At 70.4% G+C, this 19,928-nt stretch carries 23 protein-coding genes; 15 read left to right on the top strand and 8 right to left on the bottom strand.

The features are described 5' to 3' along the window. Nucleotides 1-43: 43 nt before the first annotated feature. Together CJZ86_RS07965 and CJZ86_RS07960 are read left to right on the top strand one after the other, a co-directional pair. Nucleotides 44-523: a response regulator transcription factor gene (locus tag CJZ86_RS07965; RefSeq protein ID WP_094585417.1), complete on the top strand. Its 480-nt coding sequence runs from the start codon at nt 44-46 to the stop codon at nt 521-523. 14 nt (nt 524-537) lie between these two features. After that, nucleotides 538-2,025, top strand: coding sequence for a sensor histidine kinase (locus CJZ86_RS07960; RefSeq protein WP_094585416.1), 1,488 nt, complete (start codon nt 538-540; stop codon nt 2,023-2,025). Here CJZ86_RS07960 and CJZ86_RS07955 read toward each other — a convergent pair. Genes CJZ86_RS07955 through CJZ86_RS07945 form a run of 3 tightly spaced genes read right to left on the bottom strand, consistent with a single transcriptional unit; the run spans nt 2,019 to nt 6,161 of the window. Continuing rightward, the gene (locus tag CJZ86_RS07955; RefSeq protein ID WP_094585415.1) at nt 2,019-3,911 is read right to left on the bottom strand and encodes an ArnT family glycosyltransferase; all 1,893 of its coding nucleotides are present in this window, start codon (nt 3,909-3,911) and stop codon (nt 2,019-2,021) included. The genes CJZ86_RS07960 and CJZ86_RS07955 overlap by 7 nt on opposite strands. 25 nt (nt 3,912-3,936) lie before the next feature. Continuing rightward, on the bottom strand, nt 3,937-5,202 hold the full coding sequence (locus CJZ86_RS07950; protein WP_094585414.1) for a glycosyltransferase: 1,266 nt from the start codon (nt 5,200-5,202) through the stop codon (nt 3,937-3,939). Further along, nucleotides 5,199-6,161: a DMT family transporter gene (locus tag CJZ86_RS07945; protein ID WP_094585413.1), complete on the bottom strand. Its 963-nt coding sequence runs from the start codon at nt 6,159-6,161 to the stop codon at nt 5,199-5,201. Before CJZ86_RS07945 ends, CJZ86_RS07950 begins: the two co-directional genes overlap by 4 nt. Nucleotides 6,162-6,258: 97 nt before the next feature. On the opposite strand from CJZ86_RS07945, the gene sppA reads away from it, so the two are divergent. The 11 genes from sppA (at nt 6,259) to CJZ86_RS07890 (ending at nt 14,194) form a co-directional block, all read left to right on the top strand. Continuing rightward, entirely contained in the window at nt 6,259-7,071 is an 813-nt protein-coding gene (gene sppA / locus CJZ86_RS07940) for a signal peptide peptidase SppA (protein WP_094585412.1), read from the top strand. Nucleotides 7,072-7,075: 4 nt separating this feature from the next. Further along, nucleotides 7,076-7,492 carry a chorismate mutase gene (gene aroH, locus CJZ86_RS07935; RefSeq protein WP_094585411.1) on the top strand — a complete coding sequence of 139 codons (417 nt, stop codon included), beginning with the start codon at nt 7,076-7,078 and terminating at the stop codon, nt 7,490-7,492. 56 nt (nt 7,493-7,548) lie between these two features. After that, nucleotides 7,549-8,166 (top strand): DUF2808 domain-containing protein, encoded by a 618-nt coding sequence (locus CJZ86_RS07930; RefSeq protein ID WP_094585410.1) that lies wholly within the window; start codon nt 7,549-7,551, stop codon nt 8,164-8,166. Nucleotides 8,167-8,194: 28 nt separating this feature from the next. Further along, complete coding sequence (gene rpmH / locus CJZ86_RS07925) at nt 8,195-8,332, top strand: 50S ribosomal protein L34 (protein WP_015108935.1); 138 nt, start codon at nt 8,195-8,197, stop codon at nt 8,330-8,332. An 18-nt stretch (nt 8,333-8,350) separates the two neighbouring features. Continuing rightward, nucleotides 8,351-8,791, top strand: a complete 441-nt coding sequence (gene rnpA / locus CJZ86_RS07920) for a ribonuclease P protein component (protein ID WP_094585409.1) — start codon at nt 8,351-8,353, stop codon at nt 8,789-8,791. Continuing rightward, nucleotides 8,748-9,212 carry a PH domain-containing protein gene (locus CJZ86_RS07915; protein ID WP_094585408.1) on the top strand — a complete coding sequence of 155 codons (465 nt, stop codon included), beginning with the start codon at nt 8,748-8,750 and terminating at the stop codon, nt 9,210-9,212. Before rnpA ends, CJZ86_RS07915 begins: the two co-directional genes overlap by 44 nt. 75 nt (nt 9,213-9,287) lie before the next feature. Next, the gene (gene yidC / locus CJZ86_RS07910) at nt 9,288-10,427 is read left to right on the top strand and encodes a membrane protein insertase YidC (RefSeq protein ID WP_094585407.1); all 1,140 of its coding nucleotides are present in this window, start codon (nt 9,288-9,290) and stop codon (nt 10,425-10,427) included. Further along, nucleotides 10,424-10,912 (top strand): YceD family protein, encoded by a 489-nt coding sequence (locus CJZ86_RS07905; RefSeq protein ID WP_094585406.1) that lies wholly within the window; start codon nt 10,424-10,426, stop codon nt 10,910-10,912. Before yidC ends, CJZ86_RS07905 begins: the two co-directional genes overlap by 4 nt. 3 nt (nt 10,913-10,915) lie before the next feature. Beyond that, nucleotides 10,916-12,406: a Ycf46 family AAA ATPase gene (locus CJZ86_RS07900; RefSeq protein ID WP_094585405.1), complete on the top strand. Its 1,491-nt coding sequence runs from the start codon at nt 10,916-10,918 to the stop codon at nt 12,404-12,406. A 160-nt stretch (nt 12,407-12,566) separates the two neighbouring features. Continuing rightward, nucleotides 12,567-12,755: a hypothetical protein gene (locus CJZ86_RS07895; protein WP_094585404.1), complete on the top strand. Its 189-nt coding sequence runs from the start codon at nt 12,567-12,569 to the stop codon at nt 12,753-12,755. 275 nt (nt 12,756-13,030) lie between these two features. After that, entirely contained in the window at nt 13,031-14,194 is a 1,164-nt protein-coding gene (locus CJZ86_RS07890; RefSeq protein WP_094585512.1) for an aminotransferase class V-fold PLP-dependent enzyme, read from the top strand. A 49-nt stretch (nt 14,195-14,243) separates the two neighbouring features. Here CJZ86_RS07890 and CJZ86_RS07885 read toward each other — a convergent pair whose 3' ends face one another. From CJZ86_RS07885 to yidD, 5 genes are all read right to left on the bottom strand, one after another. Beyond that, nucleotides 14,244-15,050 carry a mechanosensitive ion channel family protein gene (locus CJZ86_RS07885; protein ID WP_094585403.1) on the bottom strand — a complete coding sequence of 269 codons (807 nt, stop codon included), beginning with the start codon at nt 15,048-15,050 and terminating at the stop codon, nt 14,244-14,246. A gap of 179 nt (nt 15,051-15,229) precedes the next feature. Further along, nucleotides 15,230-15,952, bottom strand: coding sequence for an aquaporin Z (gene aqpZ / locus CJZ86_RS07880; RefSeq protein WP_094585402.1), 723 nt, complete (start codon nt 15,950-15,952; stop codon nt 15,230-15,232). Nucleotides 15,953-16,020: 68 nt separating this feature from the next. Further along, entirely contained in the window at nt 16,021-17,550 is a 1,530-nt protein-coding gene (locus CJZ86_RS07875; protein ID WP_094585511.1) for a UDP-N-acetylmuramoyl-L-alanyl-D-glutamate--2,6-diaminopimelate ligase, read from the bottom strand. Between the two features lie 55 nt (nt 17,551-17,605). After that, complete coding sequence (locus tag CJZ86_RS07870) at nt 17,606-17,872, bottom strand: glutaredoxin family protein (protein ID WP_094585401.1); 267 nt, start codon at nt 17,870-17,872, stop codon at nt 17,606-17,608. Continuing rightward, nucleotides 17,872-18,204 carry a membrane protein insertion efficiency factor YidD gene (gene yidD / locus CJZ86_RS17320; RefSeq protein WP_199297070.1) on the bottom strand — a complete coding sequence of 111 codons (333 nt, stop codon included), beginning with the start codon at nt 18,202-18,204 and terminating at the stop codon, nt 17,872-17,874. Before yidD ends, CJZ86_RS07870 begins: the two co-directional genes overlap by 1 nt. Before the next feature lie 65 nt (nt 18,205-18,269). Here yidD and rpsD point away from each other — a divergent pair, with 65 nt between their 5' ends. Both rpsD and CJZ86_RS07855 read left to right on the top strand, forming a co-directional pair. Continuing rightward, nucleotides 18,270-18,878 (top strand): 30S ribosomal protein S4, encoded by a 609-nt coding sequence (rpsD, locus tag CJZ86_RS07860; RefSeq protein WP_094585400.1) that lies wholly within the window; start codon nt 18,270-18,272, stop codon nt 18,876-18,878. A gap of 61 nt (nt 18,879-18,939) precedes the next feature. Further along, a complete protein-coding gene (locus tag CJZ86_RS07855) occupies nt 18,940-19,878 on the top strand; it encodes a hypothetical protein (RefSeq protein WP_094585399.1) in 939 nt (312 codons plus the stop codon). The last annotated feature ends 50 nt before the right edge of the window (nt 19,879-19,928 follow it).

The following is a 19,928-nucleotide window of genomic DNA, read 5'->3' as shown; positions in this document are numbered from 1 at the left end:
ATCGGCCCGGATCGCGGCAAGATGAGGCGAGGTTCCAGGTGCGATGAACTCCCCCCTCCCCCTCCAGGGACGTTCGGTACAGCAGGCGATCGTCCCGATCGCCACCCAGGTCGGGACAGCCTCCGACGGGGCAGTCGCCGCTCGGCCCACCGTCTCGATCGTCGACGATGACCCAAACATCCGGGCCATGGTGGCCGAGGAGCTGGCGGACTCCGGCTGCGAGGTGGTGGCACTGACCAACGGCCATGACCTGGAGAAAAGGCTGACCGAGGGGGGGATCGATCTCGTCTTCCTCGACGTGCAGATGCACGACTGCGACGGCATCGAATGCCTGGGGGACCTGCGCAGCCGTGGCTGCACCGTACCGGTGGTGATCTTCACCTCCCTGAATGACCCGGAACGGCGCCGCCAGGCCCAGGAGGCCGGAGCCGACGACTACGTGCTCAAGCACGAACTTCTCGACAGGCTGCCCGCCCTGCTGGAACGGCTCCTGCCCAGGAGGAGCGAGAACCGCCACCTGTGACGAGCAACCCACCGATGGCCCCCCCGACCGGGGCCCCTCCCCGTGGCTGGCGTCACCGGATGTTCGGAAGCCTGCTGGGCCAGCTCCGGCTGGCGGCCTTCACGTCCGTCTTCCTGGGCTTCAGCGCCGCCTCCGCCTTCACCCTCCTGATCAACCGGGACTGTCTGCTGCATCACCAGCACCATGACCAACGGCAGGAGGCGGGTTCCCTGGCCGACGCGCTCGACCGGCTCGTCGCCGATCCGTCCGCCAGCCACTCCGCCCTCCTGGGCGGGGAGCTGGAGCGCCGCAGTTCGCCGGAGCGTTTCTTCTGGGTGCGGCACGGGGATGGCTCCCTGCTGCTGCCCAGGCCGCTCGCCGGTGAACTGGTGGCCCTGCCCGGCCTGGTCGGGCAGGCGATGGCGGCGCAGGGCGGCACCTGGTCGGTCCGATCGTTCACGCCCCTGCTGGTCGGCACGGATCGCCGCCTGGTGAAGGATCCGGAGGGCAACAGTTTTCTCACCTACACCCTGCACCAGTCCCCCGGCGGCAGCCAGCTCTGGGTCGCCGAGGACATCAGCGACAACGTGTCCAGCCTGCGCAACATGCTGCTGGGGCTGGCCGTGGTGTGGATCCTGTGCCTGGTGCTGACCCTGGTGGCGATCTCCGTGCTCACCCGCCGGCTGCTCCAGCCGCTGCGGGATCTCAACCGCATGGCGGCCGGTGTCACCACCGAAAGCCTGGCCAGCAGCCATCTCAAGCTCGAGAAGGCTCCCCTGGAGGTGGAGGAGCTGGCCCAGTCCTTCAATGGGCTCCTCGACCGGCTGGCCCTGGCCTGGAGCCAGCAGCGGCACTTCGTGGGACTCGTCTCCCATGAGCTGCGCAACCCCCTGATGATCATCGGCGGCTACCTGCGCCGCCTGCAGCGCCGCGGCCAGAACCTGGATCCGGAGCAGATGCGCGCCCTCGCCACCACCGAGGCCGAGACCCATCGCATCACCCGCATGCTCAACGACCTGCTGGATCTCTCCCGCAGCGAGTCCGGCCAGCTGCAGATGGTGCTGACCCCGGTGGCGGTGGATGAGGTGCTCACCACCGCCTGCGACCTCGCCCGCAGCCAGCTGTCACGCCCGCTGCTGCTCACCCTTCCCGAGGAGGCCGCCGAGGGGCCGATCCGGGCGGTGGCCGAGACCGATCGCCTCCAGCAGGTGCTGCTCAACCTGATCGAGAACGCCGACAAGTACTCCCCGCCGGGTCGACCGATCTGCCTGGAGCTCACGAGGAACGACGCGGAACTGTGCATCAGCGTCCGGGACCAGGGCATCGGCATCCCCCCGGAGGACATCCCCAAGGTGTTCGATCGCTTCCACCGCGGCCGCAACGCCATCGAGCATGAACGGGGCTCGGGCCTTGGGCTGTCGGTGGTGAAGCTGCTGGTGGAGGCGATGGGGGGCTCCATCGCTGTCGACAGCGAGATCGCGGTGGGGAGCCGTTTCCACATCCACCTGCCGGCGGCTCAGTAACGCTCCGGCCGGGGGTCCTGCCAGTCGGGGGCGAACCCCTTCAGGCGCAGCATGGCGACGGAGTCCTCCAGGCGGCGTCGATCGAGACGCCACAGCCGGTAGACGCCGGCGCTGTCGAGTTCGCTGGCGCCGAGATGGCGCCAGAAGGGGGCACGGGCGGTGGTCTGATCGATCACCACCAGCACGGTGGGCTGGTCCTCCGGCGTGCTGGGCCGCTGGCCCACCCGGCGCTCGCGGCGCAGCCGGTCCGCCAGGTTGAGGGGACCCTCCACGCCGATGCCCTCGTAGATCACCACCCGCCGGCTGTAGTAATGCAGGGAGGGCTTGAGCACGCCCACCATCGCCACGGGTTCCCCCGGACGGCCCTCGCGCTGCAGGGCCGCCGCCATGCGGCGCACGGGCTCACCCCGCAGGCGATCGCCCACGCTCCACAGCGGCAGCAGGGCCGCGGGCACGAACAGCACCAGGGGCAGCTGCAGGGCCAGCAGGCGCAGGGGTGGGCGGCGGCGGCGGGTGGTCCAGCCCAGCAGGGCGGCCAGCAGCCAGCAGGCGGCCACCACGGGCACCAGGGGACTGCCCCGGAGCTCCGTCGCCAGCGTCGGCATCTCCGGATCCTGGATCAGCGGCAACCACAGGGGAGCCGCCAGGAACGCCAGCCCCAAGCCGCTCACCAGCAGCAGGCTGAGGCCCCAGGCCCAGCGCTCCCAGGGCCGGCCGCCAGCCTCTCCGCCATCGACGGACCAGCCCGTCTGGGCCGCCAGGGCGATCAGCAGGGCAGCGGCGGGCGTCGCCGGCAGCCAGTAGCTGGGCAGCTTGGTGGCGGCGGCGGTGAAGAACAGCAGCACCGCCAGAAGCCAGCAGGCGGCGAAGCGGGCCAGGGAGGCCGCCGGGGGCTGGGGCCAGGTGGGGCACCAGGAGCGGCGCAGCGGTCCGATGGCCCGGGCCAGGCCGACGAGCAGCAGCGGCGAGACGGGCAGGCTGGCCACCAGCATCACCGGCACGAAGAACCACCAGGGCTGCAGGTGGCGGTTCACCACCTCGGTGAAGCGCTGCAGGTTGTGGTAACCGAAGAAGCTGTCCCAGAAGGGCTGCCCTTCGCTGTACAGCGCCAGCAGGTACCAGGGGGCCGCCACCAAGGCCGTGAGCGCCAGGCCCCGCAGCGGCCGCAGCCGCCGCCACAGCCCGGCGATATCGGCCTGAAGCCAGCCGAACAGCAGCAGGGTGAGGCCCAGGAGCACCACCGCCACCGGCCCCTTGGCCAGCACGGCCAGCCCGAGCACGGGCCACGGCAGCCACCAGGGCCGTCCGGGGTCGGCGTAGGCCTGCCAGCAGAGCAGCAGGGCCAGGGCCACCAGGCCGCTGAACAGGGAATCGCTCACCGCCGTGCGCCCCCAGGCGAGCGCCAGGGGCGAGAGGCCGAAGGCCAGGGCGGCGGTGAGGGCCGTCAGGCCCGGACGCTCCGTCGCCGGAGGGGAGGCGTCGGCGGGGGCGGCGGCCGGGGCGGCAGTGGAGGCGGCCTGGAACGGTGGCTGGGACCAGCGCAGCAGGGTGTCCGCCAGGGCCAGCATCACGCCGATGGCGGCCAGGGCGGAGGGGAAACGGGCGGCCCAGGTCCCGAGGGGGTTCCACTGCTCCTGGCCGGGCAGGGCATAGACGAGCCCCATCAGCCAGTACACCAGCGGCGGCTTGTCGTAGCGGGGCAGGCCGTTGACCCGGGGAATCAGCCAGTCGCCCGTCTCCGCCATCGCCCGCGCCGAGGCCGCGAACAGGGGCGGCGTCTCATCCACCAGCCCCGTCGTCCCCAGCTGCCAGGCGAACAGCGCCAGGCCAAGGACCAGGGTGATCAGCAGCAACCGGCGGCGCTGGCGACGGGGCAGGGCGGGCAAACCGGCTGGGCGAATCGGAGGGAACCTATCGCTCCCCAGCCGTTCCGTCCTGTGTCGCCGATCCGGCCATCAGCCGATCCACGAGCTCCAGCTGCCGGGGCAGACAGACCCGGCGCAGATCGAACCCTTCCACCACCGTCCGCCGGGCCTCCCTGCGCAGCCCGGCGTGGCCGGCGGGGTCGGCCAGCACCGCCGCCAGCCGCTCGGCCAGGGCCCGGTGATCGAAGAAATCCACCAGCAGACCGTTGCGGCCGTCCTCGATCACGTCCTGCACCGGGGCGGTGGCCGAGCCGATCACCAGGGCACCACAGCTCATCGCCTCCAGCAGGCTCCAGCTGAGCACGAAGGGAACGGTGAGATAGACGTGGCAGGCCGTGACCCGGAACAGCTCGTGCAGCACCGGGTGGGGCACGCGGCCGACGAAATGGACCCGGCGCCGGTCGAGGGCATCGCCCAGCTCCCGCAGCATCGCCTCCTTCCAGCTGCCGCCGCCGGGGGGCGCGGCGCCGTAGCTCACCCCATCGCCGCCCACGATCACCACATGGGCCCCGGGCCTGAGTTGCTGGAGCCGGGGCAGCATGCGCATGAAGGTGTGGAAGCCCCGGTAGGGCTCCAGATTGCGGGCCACGAAGCTCACCACCTCATCGCCGGGCCCGAAGCTCAGGCCGGCGCGCTGCAGCTGCAGGCGGGCGGGGCCCTGGGGGGCGATCGCGGCGGTGTCGATGCCCTCATGGATCACGCTCAGCCGCTGGCGGTACGGGGCCGGCACGGTGCTGGCCTGCCAGGGGGTCGGAGCCAGACCCCAGTCCAGGTCCTGGAGGGCCAGGAGCTGGGTGGCCCGCCGCAGGCGCAGGCGGGCCCGGGGGCGCCAGTCGGCGTCGGCGAACTCCGGGTCGAATCCCACATCGCCGCCCGCCAGCTGATAGATGAACTCCACCTGGTGCAGGACCGGCACGGCCGGCAGCAGGTCCTTCACCACCAGCAGCTCCCCCCAGCCCGGATGGCCCACCACCAGATCGGGCCGCAGACCGTCCTTCAGCAGCGCCTCCAGGCAACGGGCCACCGCCTCGGCCCGCAGGATCTTGGTCTGGAAATCGGCCGCCCAGGGATGGCAGGGCGGCACCCCCCCGGCGGGCAGGGGGTCGTAGCGGTGCAGGGGGATGGCGGGCAGGGGCTGGCTGCTGGGGCCGCCGATGGCCACCACCCGGTCGCCGCGGGCCTGCAGGGCCGGCGCCAGGTGCCGGTACTGGCCGGGGAAGTTCTGGTGAACGAAGAGAACCGTGCGGGTCATGGCGGCACCGGCTCCGTCCGCCCGCCCGGCTGCCAGAGCCGGCCGCGCTGGTTGATCAGCAGCACCGAAAGCAGGGCCAGGGACGCCCCCAGCCACTGCAGCGGCCCCAGCCGCTCGTCCAGCAGCAGCACCCCGCAGAGCACCGCGAACACCGGCGTCAGGAAGGTGAGGGCGGTGAAGCCGGTGAGGTCGCCGCTGCTGGCGAACCAGAAAAACAGGCCATAGGCCAGGGCACTGCCGAGCAGGGCCGCGTAGGCCATCAGGCCCCACTCCAGCGGGCTCCAGTGGGGCCAGAAGCTCACCGTCTCCGGGCGGAGCAGCGCCTCCCCGCCGGCCACCAGCAGCAGGGGCACACCGCCCAGGAGCATGTGCCAGCCGGTGACGGCGACCGGATCGCTGCGGCGGGTGGCAAAGCGGCAGAGCACGGTGCCCAGCGCCATCGCCGCCGCCGCCGCCAGCATCCAGGCCTCGCCGTGGCTCCAGGCCTGCCCATGCAGGGCCGGGGGCCCCTGCAGCCACCAGTGGCGCAGCACCTCCCCCGGCACTCCCAGGCAGAGGATCCCCAGCAGGCCGATCAGCAGGCCCAGCCAGCCCACCGGGTTGATCGCCTCGCCGAACAGGGTGCGGGCCAGCAGGGCCACCAGCAGGGGCTGGGAGTCGATCAGCACCGAACCCAGGCCCGCCCCGGTCTCGCCCAGCCCCCGGGCCAGGAGCCCCTGGAACAGGCTGCCGTCGACGGCGGCGAACAGCAGCAGCCAGGGCCAATCCACGGGATCGACCCGCCAGGAACGCCCCAGCAGGCGGGCCGCCAGCAGCAGCACCACCCCGGCCGGCAGCAGCCGCAGACTGGCCAGCATCGCCGGCGACGCCCCACCCAGCAGCGGCTTCATCGCCGCCATCGCGGTGCCCCAGAGGGCGAAGGGCAGGAGCATCAACACCCAGCGCAGGGTCCGGGGCATGGGGCGTGAGTCCTGGGGCGGCGGTGGAGGGGCGGAGGGCGGCGAGCAGGCCCGTCCAGGCCTTCTTTTTAAGATCCAGCCACCGCGCATCTCCACAATGCCCTGGCCCTGGTGCCGCAAGTCCCGACGAACCCTGGCGCGCATCGCCATCGAGGGGCCGATCGCCGGGGGCACCCGTGTCCGGGTGTTGAAGGCCATCGAGCAGGTGCAGCAGCGGGAGTGCCCCGCCCTGCTGCTGCGCATCGACACTCCCGGCGGCACCGTCGGCGACAGCCAGGAGATCCATGCGGCCCTGATGCGGCTGCGGGAGAAGGGCTGCCGGGTGGTGGCCAGCTTCGGCAACATCTCCGCCTCCGGCGGCGTCTATGTGGGTGTGGCGGCGGAGAAGATCGTCGCCAATCCCGGCACCATCACCGGCTCGATCGGCGTGATCCTGCGGGGCAATGATCTGTCGCGGCTGCTGAAGCGGATCGGCATCCGCTTCGAAACCGTCAAGAGCGGCCTCTACAAGGACATCCTTTCTCCCGACCGCGCCCTCTCCGAGGCGGAACGACAGCTGCTGCAGGAGCTGATCGACGCCAGCTACGGCCAGTTCGTGGCCGCGGTGGCCGCTGGCCGGGGCCTGGAGCCGGACGTGGTGCGCGGCTTCGCCGACGGGCGCGTGTTCAGCGGCGCCCAGGCCCTGGAACTCGGCCTGGTGGATGTCCTGGGGGACGAGGAGAGCGCCCGCCGCCTGGCGGCGGAGCTGGCGGGGCTGGATCCGGAGAAGGCCCGGACGGTCAGCTTCGGCAAACCGCCCAGGAAGCTGCTCGGGCTGCTGCCGGGCAGCACACTGATGCAGCAGCTCTCCCAGTCCCTGAGCCTGGAGCTGGCCTGGAGCGGCCAGCCCCTCTGGCTCCATCGCCCCTGACGTCATGAAGCCTGGTCTCGAGCTGAGGGCCCTGCGGGGAGCCACCACCGCCAGCGCCAACACCGGCGAAGCGATCGCGGAGGCCGTGGCGGAGCTGATCGAGGAGTTGCTGCAGCGCAACGACCTGGCGGGGGACCGGGTGCTGTCGGTGACCTTCTCCGTCACCGCCGATCTGGACGCCTGCTTCCCGGCCGCCATCGCCCGGCGCCGGGCCGACTGGGGCCGGGTCGCCCTGCTGGATTGCCAGCAGATGGCGGTGGCCGGAGACCTGCCCCGCTGTATCCGGCTCCTGGCCCACGCCTGGCTGGATGCCGGCCGGGAGGAGGTCCACCCCTATCTGCGGGAGGCGGCGCGGCTGAGGCCCGACCGGGCTGATGCGGGCCAGCCTTCGGCCCCAGCCAGCTCCCCCGCCGACCACTGAAGGCGCGGCAGACGCACGGGCGTGTTGAGACTTTCAGCATGAAGTTCCTCCCAGCCATGCCGTCCTTCCCGCGCGAGCGGTCCCAGCCCCTGGCCCTGATCGGCCATCTGGGCACCGCCGGCCTCGGAGCGCTGGCCGTCGCCACCGCCACCGTCCTCTCCCCTGTCGCCACCACCCCGTCCATCGCCCAGGGCACGCCCGGCCTGATGGAGTTCCGCTGGGAGAACAACAAGGACTACCGCAAGCTCTACTTCTTCACCACCGACACCGTCCGCATGCAGCGGGCGGAGTACTACCTGATGCTGCGGCCGAAGGATCGCAAGACGGCCATCCTCAAGCTGAGCATCAGTGTTCCCAGCCACTTCGACACCAAGATCGATCCGAAGCAGGTGAAGCTGTGCCGGATGAGTGAGGGCGGGATGCTCAAGAGAACCCGCTGCCTGGAAACGATCCCCGCCACGATCGAGGTGTCGGAGAACGGGCGATCCATCGAGATCTTTCCGGAAACCCCCGTGTCCGACAAGGACACGATCGGTGTCTACATGAACGTGTTCAACCCGTTCAACGCCGGCATGTATCAGTTCAACGCCCTGGCCCAGGCCCCCGGCGACATCCCGGTCTCGGGCTACCTGGGCAGCTGGCTGATCCAGATCGTGCCCAACAACACCAACTGATAGGGTGACCCACTGAGCAAGCAGCAGCATGACGAAGCGCACCCTTGAAGGAACGAGCCGCAAGCGCAAGCGCGTGTCCGGCTTCCGGGTGCGGATGCGCACCCACACGGGCCGTCGCGTGATCCGCACCCGCCGTCGCCGCGGCCGAGCCCGCCTGGCGGTCTGAGGCCGGCCGGGAAGGTCCGTGGCCCTGCCGCAGCAGCACCGGCTGAAGGGCCGACGGGTCTTCGATCGTCTGTACCGCCAGGGACGTCGCTACCAGGGACCGGGGCTGCTGCTCCGGGTCCTGGCGGCGGAGCCGTCCCTGTTGCCCCCCGGTACGCCCCTCTCCGGGACCTCCAGCACGCCCCCCACCGCCAGCCCCTGGCGCTGCGGGATCGTGGTCAGCAGCAAGGTGAGCAAGCTGGCGGTGCGTCGCAACCGCCTGCGGCGCCTCTTCCACGACCATCTGCGGCGTCACCCGCCGGCCCCGAGCCAGCCCCTGTGGCTGCTGATCACCCTCAAGCCCGGCTGCCTCGAGCGCAGCGAGGACCAGCTGCTGGGAGAATGCGCCCAGCTGCTGCGCCAGGCAGGATTGCTCGATGACCCCGGAGGACAGGGTGGAGAACAAACTCGAGATCAATGAGACGGTCTTCTACGAGGGCGGTCCCGCCAGGGGCGACCTGATCATCAACCTGCTGTTCGGCCTCACCCTGATCGGCATCCCCTTTGCCGTGGGAGCCATCGTCCGGGCCCTGTGGCTGCGCTTCCGCATCACCAGCCGGCGCATCAGCGTCAGCGGCGGCTGGCTCGGCCGTGACCGCACCCAGGTGGTCTACAGCCAGATCCGCGAGGTGCGCTCGGTGCCACGGGGCTTCGGCGCCTGGGGCGACATGGTGGTGGTGCTCAACGACGGCGCCAAGCTCGAAATGCGGGCGGTGCCGCGCTTCCGGGAGCTCGAGGCCTTCATCGAGGAGCAGCGCGAGAGCCGCGGCAAGGCCGCCTCCCGCAGCTCCGGAGCCACCGGTGCCGCCGGCTTCGCCCCCCCGGCCCGTGAAAGCGCCTGACCACCGGACCCCCATCCGGTCGCCCCGGTCGGGCACACTGGCAGCCGAGATCCACCACCCCAGCGCACCCCTGCCGTGATCGGCTACATCTCCGACAACCTGCTGCTCCCGATCCTCGATTTCTTCTACGGATTGGTTCCGAGCTATGGGCTCGCGATCGTGGCCCTCACCGTGGTCATCCGCCTCGCCCTGTTCCCGTTGAGCGCCGGCTCGATCCGCAGCGCCCGGCGCATGCGCATCGCCCAGCCCGTGATGCAGCAGCGCCAGGCGGAGATCAAGGCCAAGTACGCCAACAACCCCCAGAAGCAGCAGGAGGAGCTGGGCGGTCTGATGAAGGAGTTCGGCAGTCCCCTCTCGGGCTGTCTGCCCCTGCTGGTGCAGATGCCGATCCTCTTCGCCCTGTTCGCCACCCTGCGGGGGTCCCCCTTCGCCGACGTCCCCTACGCGATCAACCTCAAGGTGCTCCCTGCCGAGGAGATCGCCGCGGTGGAGGCCAAGCCCTTCAACAGTGCCAGCCACTCGATCTTCATCAGCGAAACCGAGCACGTGCCGGTGATCGCCAGCCTCGAGGGCGGCACCAAGCTCGGTGTCGGTGACAGCACCCAGGTGGAGCTGCACGGCAAGGACGGCACCAGCTTCGCCTCCCTGCTGGGCACCGTGGAACATGGTGACAGCTTCACCCCCAGCTGGGTGGTGACCAAGGGCGAGAGCGTGGTGAAGGTGGATGACCAGGGCAGGATCACGGCCCTGGCCCCCGGCGACGCCACCGTCGAGGCCCGCATCCCCGGCCTGGCGGCCCGCAGCGGCTTCCTGTTCATCAAGGCCCTGGGGCAGGTGGGCTTCTACACCGATGGCGCCGTCAACTGGGACATCGCCATCCTGGTGGGGGCCTTCGGCGCCACCCTGTTCGCCTCCCAGCTGCTCTCGGGCATGGGCATGCCCGCCAACCCCCAGCAGGCGACGGCCAACAAGATCACGCCGGTGATGATCACGGCCATGTTCCTGTTCTTCCCGCTGCCCGCGGGGGTGCTGCTCTACATGGTGGTCGCCAACGTGTTCCAGGGCGTCCAGACCTTCCTGCTCACCCGTGAGGCCCTGCCCGACAACCTGCAGGCGATCCTCGACAAGCAGCTCGCCCAGCAGCCGGCCACCGCCACGGCCGGCGGCGGCAGCGCTGGCGGCCGCCTGCCCTTCGAACCCAAGACCAAGAAATGACCCGGCTGCAGCCGCTGCCCCTGCAGGAGTTGCGGCTGCTGGGCGAGGGCCGCACCTGGCCGGTCGACCAGGCCATCGCTGGCCTGGCCAGCCTCACCCCCGTGCGCGGCCGGGTGCGGGCCCTTCACCACGGCACGGTGCTGGAGGTGGAGGGCACGGCCGAGACGATCGTCACCCTCTGCTGCGACCGCTGCCTGCAGACCTACAACCACGCCCTGGCCGCCACGGCCCGGGAGCTGCTGGAGATCGCCGTGGCCGGCCCCGAAGAGGAGGAGGTGGTGTTCGCGGCCGAGGATCCGGTGGAGTGCCTCGATCCGGGGAGCAGCTTCGATCCGGAGCGCTGGCTGTTCGAGCAGCTCAGCCTGCAGCTGCCCCTGGTGAACCGCTGCGGCCCCGACTGCCCCGGCCCGCCGCTGCCCAGCGCCGACGCCGACGGCGATGGGGACGGTGACCCCCGCTGGGCGGCGCTCCGCTCCCTGCGCTGAGCCATGGTCCACGACCTGGGCGATCAGCTGGATCTTCTGATCCGCTCCCGCACGCCGATCCTCTGGATCCGCAGCCTCGAAGAGGAGCGGGTGGAGGGTCTGCTGGAGCGGGCCGCCCAGCGCCTGGGGGGCCGCACCCTGCTGCGCTGGGACTTCATCGGCGGGCTGAGCGGTTCCCCGGGCCTGGAGGGGCAGGCGGTGCGGCAGCCGATGGCGGCCCTCGGCGCCCTCGACGGGCTGCCGGCCGAGCAGGGGGCGATCCTGCTGCTCAAGGACTTCCACCGCTACGCCGACGATCCCGGCGTCTGCCGGCGCCTGCGCAACCTGGCCGCGGGCCTGCGCCAGGTGCCCCACACCCTGGTGATCAGCGCCCCGGAATGGCAGCTGCCGCGGGAGCTGGAGGACAGCGTCACCCTGCTGGAGCTGCCCCTGCCCGAGGCCGGGGAGATCGGCCGCCTGCTGCGGGCCATCGCCGAGGCCAGCGGCCAGCCGCTGGAGCCTGGGGTGCTCGAGCAGCTCACCGCCGCCTGCCACGGGCTGAGCGAGCAGCGGGTGCGCCAGCTGGCGGCCCGGGCCCTGGCCCGGCGGGGGCAGCTGGGCATCGAGGACCTGGCGGAGGTGCTGGAGGAGAAGCGCCAGGCCATCGCCCGCAGCGAACTGCTGGAGTACTGCCCCACCGAAGCCACCCCGGCCGACATCGGCGGACTGGAAACCCTGAAGCACTGGCTGGAGCAGCGCCACCGAGCCTTCAGCGAGGAGGCCCAGCGCTACGGCCTGCCCCTGCCCCGGGGAGTGCTGCTGATCGGCCCCCAGGGCACCGGCAAGTCGCTCACCGCCAAGGCGATCGCCCACAGCTGGGCCATGCCCCTGCTGCGGCTCGACGTGGGCCGCCTGTTCGCCGGCCTGGTGGGGGCCAGCGAGGCCCGCACCCGGGAGATGATCCAGCGGGCCGAGGCCATGGCCCCCTGTGTGCTCTGGATCGACGAGATCGACAAGGGCTTCGGCGGTGGCGACGGCCGCAGCGACGGCGGCACCAGCCAGCGCGTGCTGGCCAGCCTGCTCACCTGGATGGCGGAGAAGAGCAGCGCCGTGTTCGTGGTGGCCACCGCCAACGCCGTGGAGCGGCTGCCGGCGGAACTGCTGCGCAAGGGCCGCTTCGACGAGATCTTCCTGCTGGAGCTGCCCGATGCGGAGGAGCGCCGGGCGATCCTGGATCTTCAGCTGCGGCGGCGGCGGCCCCGCCATGCCATCCCCCTGGAGGTGCTGGTGGACCGCACCGCCGACTTCTCCGGCGCCGAACTGGAGCAGACCGTGATCGAGGCCATGCACCTGGCCTTCGGCGAGGGCCGCGAGCTCGGGGAAGCCGACCTGATCGCGGCGGCCAGCCAGGTGGTGCCCCTCTCGCGCACGGCCCGGGAGCAGCTGGAGGCCCTGCGCAGCTGGGCCAGCAGCGGCCGGGCACGGCCGGCCTCAGGGGCCGGGCGGGCTTCCTGAGGCGAATCACCACGAAAGTGGAAGACTTTCAATGCATCGATGGGGCCCGATGTAACGGCTTCATGAAGAACAACCACGCCTGGTAACAGCTTCGCCGTGCTGGCGGTGATGAACGATTCATCGCCCGTAGCGTCAGGCCATCAATCGTGACGAAGCCGCCGTGACCCCGAGCCCCAGCCCCCGCTCCGGCAGCGAACTCACCTCCCAGCTCGCCGTGGCCAGCCTCGGTGCCGGCGTGATCACCACCCTGGCGGTGGCCCAGGGCCAGAGCCCCCTGACGGCCCTCGGCATCACCCTGTTCTCGGCCGTGGCAGCCGTGGTGGTGGGCCAGGTGATCTCCAGCAACTGAGACGAAGAACGGAAGTCTCTCCGGGCTGAATCGTTCCGCTGATTGTTTCCTCTGGAGCTGTCAGCGTTGAACCTTTCTGCGTAAATCAATTCAGCGTTGAATTTTTCAACGTTGAGAAGTCGATCGCCGGGCGTTGGAAGGCCGACAAGCAGCCCAAGGGTGAGCCTCCGATGGGTTCGCTGGAGCTTCCAGCGTGAAGCGTCCACTGCCATGCTTCACCGGCGCCTCCACCCCTGCCCTTGCCCGCCGAGACCGCCATGCCCCTGCGGGCCCTGATGCCCGCACTGGCCAACAAGACCTACTTCAACTACGGCGGCCAGGGCCCCCTGCCCTCCCCATCGCTGGCGGCGATCAGCGAGGCCTTCGCCACCATCCAGGAGCTGGGCCCCTTCAGCGACAGCGTCTGGCCCTACGTGAACCGCACGGTGGCGGGGCTGCGGCAGCGGCTGGCGGCCTGGTTCGGCGTGGTGCCGGAGCGGGTGGCCTTCACCGAGAACGTCACCTCGGGGTGCGTGCTGCCCCTCTGGGGCCTGCCCTGGGAGCCGGGGGATGAGCTGCTGGTCGGCGATGCCGAGCACTACGGGGTGGTGGCTGCCCTCGAGGAGCTGGCCCGGCGCCACCGGCTGCGGATCACCTCCCTGGCGGTGGCCGATCTCACCGGTGACGCCGCCGCCACAGCCGCGGCGGTGGGCGAGCGGCTGGAGGCGGCCCTCACCCCCCGCACGCGGCTGGTGGTGCTCTCCCACCTGCTCTGGAACACCGGCCAGACGATGCCGATCGCGGCGGTGGCGGCCCAGCTGGCCGGCCATCCCCGCCACCCCTGGCTGCTGGTGGATGCGGCCCAGTCCCTGGGGAGCCTTCCGGTGGCTGAGGCGGCCGCCGCCGCCGACATCTATGCCTGCACCGGCCACAAGTGGTGCTGCGGCCCGGAAGGGCTCGGGGCGGTGGCGGTCTCCGAGCGGCTGCTGGAGGCGAGCAGCCCCACCCTCATCGGCTGGCGCACCCTGGAGCACGACGGCCCCGGCGCCGGCGGCTACCACCGGGACGCCCGCCGCTTCGAGGTGGCCACCTCCTGCACCCCCCTGTTCGCCGGGCTGGACAGCTCGTTGAAGCTGCTGGAGGCCGAAGGCGATGCCGACGTGCGACTGGGTGCAATCCGGGAGCGCAGCCGCCAGCTGTGGGAAGGCCTGCAGCGGATTGGCGGGGTCCGCACCCTGCTGGCGGTGCCCCCGCCGGCGGGGCTGGTGAGCTTCACGATGGCCGAACCCGGGGGAGAACCCCTGGATCCGGCCGCCGTCGTGAAGCGGCTGGGGGATCGGGGTACCTGGCTGCGAACCCTGGAATCCCCCCGCTGCGTGCGGGCCTGCACCCACCTGGTCAGCACCGCTGACGAGGTGGAGCGGCTGCTGGCCCAGCTGACTCAGCTTTCGGTGGGCTGAAAGGCGGCCCTACGGAAGTTCAGCTCTGGAGAGTCCCGGGCGTGGGAACTCAGTTCCCGCCCTGGGCCATGCCGACAGGGATCCGCGGCACCGGGAATCCATGTTTGCCAAGGACCTCCACGATCATGCGGTTGGTATCGAAGTAAACCTGCCAGTAGTGGTCGGTGTGGGTGTAGGGACGCACTGCCAGCCGGGGGCCCCGCTCGCTGAACTCGAGCACTTCGATGTCGGCCGGGGTGTTGGGATCCTGGTTGGGAACGGCCTTGATCCCTTCCTTCAGCAAGGCGATGGCCTTGCCCACGTCGGCGCTGTTGTCGAGCTGGGCGACCAGATCGACCCTCCGGTAGGGGTGGGAGGAGAAGTTCTGGATGGTGTCGGAGAACAGCTTGCCGTTGGGGACAATGTTGCGTACGCAATCCAACGCCTGGATGGTGGTGACGAACATGCCGATCTCCTCCACAGTTCCTGTCACGCCGCCGGCGGTGATGAAGTCGCCGACACTGAACGGACGGAAGACCTGCAGGAACACCCCTGCCGCGAAGTTGCTCAGCATGCCGCTCCAGGCGGCGCCGATGGCCACACCGGCACCGGCCAGAAGGGCGGCGAAACTGGCGGTCTGGATGCCGAAGAAGCCCAGGATCGCGACCACCAGGATGACCCGGAGGACCGCTCCCAGAATGTTGATCAGATAGCCGATGACCGTGGGGTCAAGGGTGCCGGCGGACAGCCCTCTCTTGAGGATGCGAAGGGCAAACCTGATGCACCAGCCACCGGCAATCCAGAGGGCAACGGCACCGGCGAACTTGAACAGAAAGGGGATGACGACACTCGCCACCAGAGCCAGGTTTGTCGGCATCAGACCAGAGACGGCGCTCAATTCCGGATCAAGGTATCAACGCCGTTGCAGAGCGGCAGTGATTCCTCCGGAAATCTTCCGACATCCCCCCACACCATCGATCCCCTTTTCCTGACAGGGTCCATGCCGACGGCCGGGGGGAGGACGCCGAGGCGAGGGCGCCGGGAAGCGGATGCCGATCAGTGCTCCCCCGCCTCCAGCAGATGGCGCTGCACCCAGCCCGCCAGGAGCGCGCCCACGATCGGGGCGACCCAGAACAGCCACAGCTGACCGATGGCCTCACCCCCCACCCAGAGGGCCACGCCGGTGCTGCGGGCCGGATTCACCGACGTGTTGGTGACGGGAATGCTGATCAGGTGGATGAGCACCAGTGACAGGCCGATCGGGACCCCGGCGAAGTCCTTGATCGCGTCCCGGTGGGTGGCGCCCAGGATCACCAGCAGGAAGAAGAAGGTCAGCAGCACCTCGATGATCAGGGCCGCCCAGAAGCCGTAGCCCCCCGGGGAATGGGCACCGAAGCCGTTGGTGGCGAGGGGGTTGCTGCCGATCAGCTCAAACCCCTTGCGGCCGCTGGCGATGCCGTAGAGGAGCCCGCCGGCCAGGACACCGCCGAGCACCTGGGCGACGACATAGGGCAACAGGGCCGAGCTGGGGAAGCGGCCGCTGGCCCAGAGGCCGAAGCTCACCGCCGGATTGATATGGCACCCAGAGACATGGCCGATGGCGTAGGCCATCGTCAGCAGGGTCAGGCCGAAGGCCAGCGCCACCCCGACGAATCCCAGACCCAGCGGATTGGTGTCCCCCTGGCCGTAGGGGAACACGGCCGCCAGGACCGCACTGCCGCAGCCGCCGAACACGAGCCAGAAGGTGCCGAGCAGTTCCGCCAGGAACCGCTTCGGCATCGGAACGGGAGCAGACATGGCGGGGAATGGCCTGAGGACGCCTCACTATCCCCCGCCGTCCCCCCGGCTCAGCCGCCGGCGCGGGCCATCAGGGCCCTGGCGGCCTCCTCCCGATCATCGAAATGCACCTTGGTGGTGCCGAGGATCTGGTAGTCCTCATGGCCCTTGCCGGCGATCAGCACCAGGTCCTCCGGCGCCGCCGCGGCGATGGCGGCGGCGATCGCCGCGGCCCGGTCCCCTTCCACCACCAGGTCGGTGCCGGCTGGGATCCCCGCCACCACGTCATCGAGAATCCGCTGGGGGTCCTCGGTGCGGGGGTTGTCCGAGGTCACCACCACCGCGTCGGCCAGGCGGGCGGCGATCGCCGCCATCAGGGGCCGCTTGGTGCGGTCCCGGTCACCGCCGCAGCCGAACACGCAGATCAGTCGCCCCTGGCTGAAGGGCCGGCAGGCCGCCAGGGCATTGGCGAGGCCGTCGGGGGTGTGGGCGTAATCCACCAGCACCGACGGCAGGGGCACCCCCGCCGGCCCGCCGACCCGCTCCATGCGTCCCGGCACACCCCGGAAGCTGGCCAGGCCGTCGAGCAGCGGCGGCAGGGCCAGACCCTGCTGCAGCAGGGCCCCCACCGCCTCCAGCAGGTTCATCAGGTTGAAGCGTCCCACCAGGGGCGAGCGGAAGGTCCCCTCCCCCAGCGGGCTGTGCAGGCGGCCGCTCACCCCGTCGGCGCCCATCACCAGATCACTGATGTGCAGTTCCACCGCCGGATCCTCCAGGGAACTGCGCCAGCAGGGGCCGGCGCCGGATCCCCGGTCGGCCGTCCCGAGCCGCTCGGCCAGGCGGGCCCCCCAGGGGTCATCGACGTTGACCACGGCGCCCCCGTCGAGCAGATCCGAGGCGAACAGCTGCGCCTTGGCCTCGAAGTAGGCCTCCATCGACGGATGATAGTCGAGGTGGTCCTGGGTGAGGTTGGTGAACACCGCCCCGGCGAAGCGGCAGCCGGCCACCCGCCGCTGATCGAGGGCGTGGGAGCTCACCTCCATGGCGGCGATGCTGCTGCCGGCCGCCACGGCCTGGGCCAGATCGGCCTGCAGCAGATCGGCGAAGGCGGTGGTGTGGGTGGCTGTGGCGCTGTAGCCCGGCCAGCGGTTCTGCAGGGTGCCGAACAGGGCGGACGGGTGGCCCGCCGCCGCCGCCAGATGCTCGATCAGGTAGGTGGTGGTGGTCTTGCCGTTCGTGCCGGTGACACCGATCAGGGCCAGACGCCGGCTGGGCTGGCCCCAGAATTCCGCCGCCAGCCGACCGGCCCAGAGGGCCAGAGGCGGCTCCACCACCAGCACCGGATCGCCGGGGGCCGGGGGCTGGACAGCGGCCGCCGCCGGCCCGATCACCGCCGCCACCGCACCGGCGGCCAGCACCTCGGGCCAGAAGCTGCCGCCATCCACCGCCGTGCCGGGCAGGCCCACGAACAGGGTGCCGGGGCCGACGCGGCGGGAATCGCAGCTGACGCCGCTGACCACCGCCTGGGCCAGGGCGCCGGTGGGGTCGGGCAGCGGCGGCAGGCCCACCTGATGCAGGAGCGGCTGAAGCAGCGGGGACATGGCGGCGCCGGCGGCGTCCGGCGGGACGGAGCTGGCGCCTGTCATAGCGTGGCCCTCAGCGGACCCCCTGCTTGATCAGCCAGGCCTGCAGCTGGGCTCCCGCCAGCCGGGGGGATACCCGGGGAAGCTCCCGCAGGGGGCCGTCGGCACCGGCCGCCACCGCCAGCACGGGCACCGCCAGCCCATAGCGCCCCTGCAGGGCCGGATCGGTGTCCACGTCGATCAGCTGCAGGGGCTGGGGGGGGTCCAGGGCCCCCAGCTTCTCCTCGAGGCCTTCGCACAGGCAGCAACCCTGGCGCGTGAACAGCAGCAGCTCCTGCATCAGTCCGGAACCGGGTCGCAGCCGCAGGGGGTGAAGGGATGGCAGCGGCAGACGCGCTTCACGGTCAGCCAGCCGCCGCGCCAGGGCCCGTGGCGGCCGATCGCCTCCAGCCCGTAGGCGCTGCAGCTGGGGATGAAGCGGCAGCGGGGGCCGAGCAGGGGCGAGATCCAGCGCCGGTAGGCGCCGATCAGGGCCAGCAGCACGGCGGCCACGGCGGCGGAGAGGGGGGCGGCCGGAGGGGCCGGTAGGGCGCCCTGGAGGAGGCCGGGACCGTCGCCGCCTAGGGTGGGTGGTTGGCGCAGCACGCGCGGGCATCCGGGTTTCCCCAGCATGCCGCAAGCGTGAACCACGCCGTCCGGCCCCAGGGCCGCACCATCCACCTCCGTCACCTTCCCTTATGTCTCGCTACCGCGGCCCTCGCCTGAGGATCACGCGGCGCTTGGGGGACCTTCCCGGTCTCACCCGTAAGGCCGCCAAACGGTCTTATCCCCCCGGTCAGCACGGCCAAGCCCGTCGCAAGCGCTCCGAATACGCGATCCGTCTCGAAGAAAAGCAGAAACTGCGTTTCAACTACGGCATTTCCGAACGTCAGCTGGTGCGCTACGTGAAGAAAGCCCGTGCCCAGGAGGGTTCCACCGGAACCAACCTGCTCAAGCTGCTCGAGAACCGACTCGACAACATCTGTTTCCGCCTCGGCCTCGGCCCCACCGTTCCCGGTGCCCGCCAGCTGGTGAACCATGGCCACGTCACCGTGAACGGCCGTGTGGTGGACATCCCCAGCTACCAGTGCAGGGCCGGCGACGTGGTCGCCATCCGCGAGCGCAAGTGCAGCAAGGCCCTGGCCGAAGCCAATCTGGCCTTCCCCGGCCTGGCCAACATCCCGCCCCACCTCGAGTTCGACAAGGCCAAGATGACCGCCAAGGTGGGCGGCCGCATCGAGCGCGAATGGGTCGCCCTCGAAATCAACGAACTGCTGGTGGTGGAGTTCTACAGCCGCAAGGTCTGAGCCGCTTCCCCATCCGAACCCTTCCCAGCCCCCGCCCACCAGCGGGGGCTTTTTGCGGCCTATGATCGCGAGCCATCAGAAAGAGAGCATGGACAAACGAATTGTCCTGGTCGCCAATCTTCCCTGTTCCGCAGGCACCTACCTCTTTCACTACATCGCCAAAGTCCTGGATGGGAACGCCTGGCTCACCGGCGAAACCAACCCTTACTCCTACAACTCACCGACAACCTATTTCCCAGAAGATCCCTTGCATCGGGTTCGAGCCCTGGAGCTGTTCACCAGGGAAGAGGCCCTCCAGGAGTACAAACGACGGCTTGATCTGCTCGTCGACAGCTTCCTCGCCCATCAGGAGGCTTCCGTCCTGATGATCCGCGACCACACCTTTGGCGAGGGCTGGAGATTCCGGCATTTCCCTGATGGCTCAGCCGCACCAAGCCTGGTGGAGATGCTTGACGACCGCCAGATTCCCCATACCTGCTTTTTCACCCATCGCGACCCTTTCGACACATGGCTCGCCATGCGCCGCTCCTTCTCTTCGATGGCGAACGCCTTTGAGCGCCTCGATGACTACGCAGACTTTTACTTCAACAGCTGGCTGGCGTGGAGCAACCACAGCCACCCCCTCATCAACCTGCACATCGAGACCCTCGCCCTGCATGAGCAGCGCGAAAGGGATCGGATCCGTTCCTCTGTACTTGGCGACGCCGCCGCATCCCGCCTGGAAGCGGCGGAACATCCGATCCAGATTTCACGCGCTGAGATGGGCTCCGGGGCCAGTGGCCGCAAAGCCGAACGCCCACGGCTCATGAAGCGCCACCCCTTCACCACAGCGATCTTTCGGGAAGCCACGCAGTCACAGTCGCTGCACAGATTGCGCGAGGCCCTGGGCTATGACGACCCCATCGCCTTGACAACGAAGACCAGGATCTCCTGCCTGATGCAGGATCTGAAGTCCGTCGCCCGTCGCCTCAAGCAGGGCGTCGCATCAGGCAGGCGTTGACGCCCGCGGCCGTCCGCCTCCACTGCCGCTAGGTATGGGCGCAGACGGCC

The sequence above is a fragment of the Synechococcus sp. BO 8801 genome (genome assembly GCF_002252675.1).
Lineage (GTDB): Bacteria > Cyanobacteriota > Cyanobacteriia > PCC-6307 > Cyanobiaceae > Cyanobium.
The sequence above is the reverse complement of the archived record's forward strand: the minus strand, read 5'-3'. Positions and strand labels throughout refer to the sequence as shown.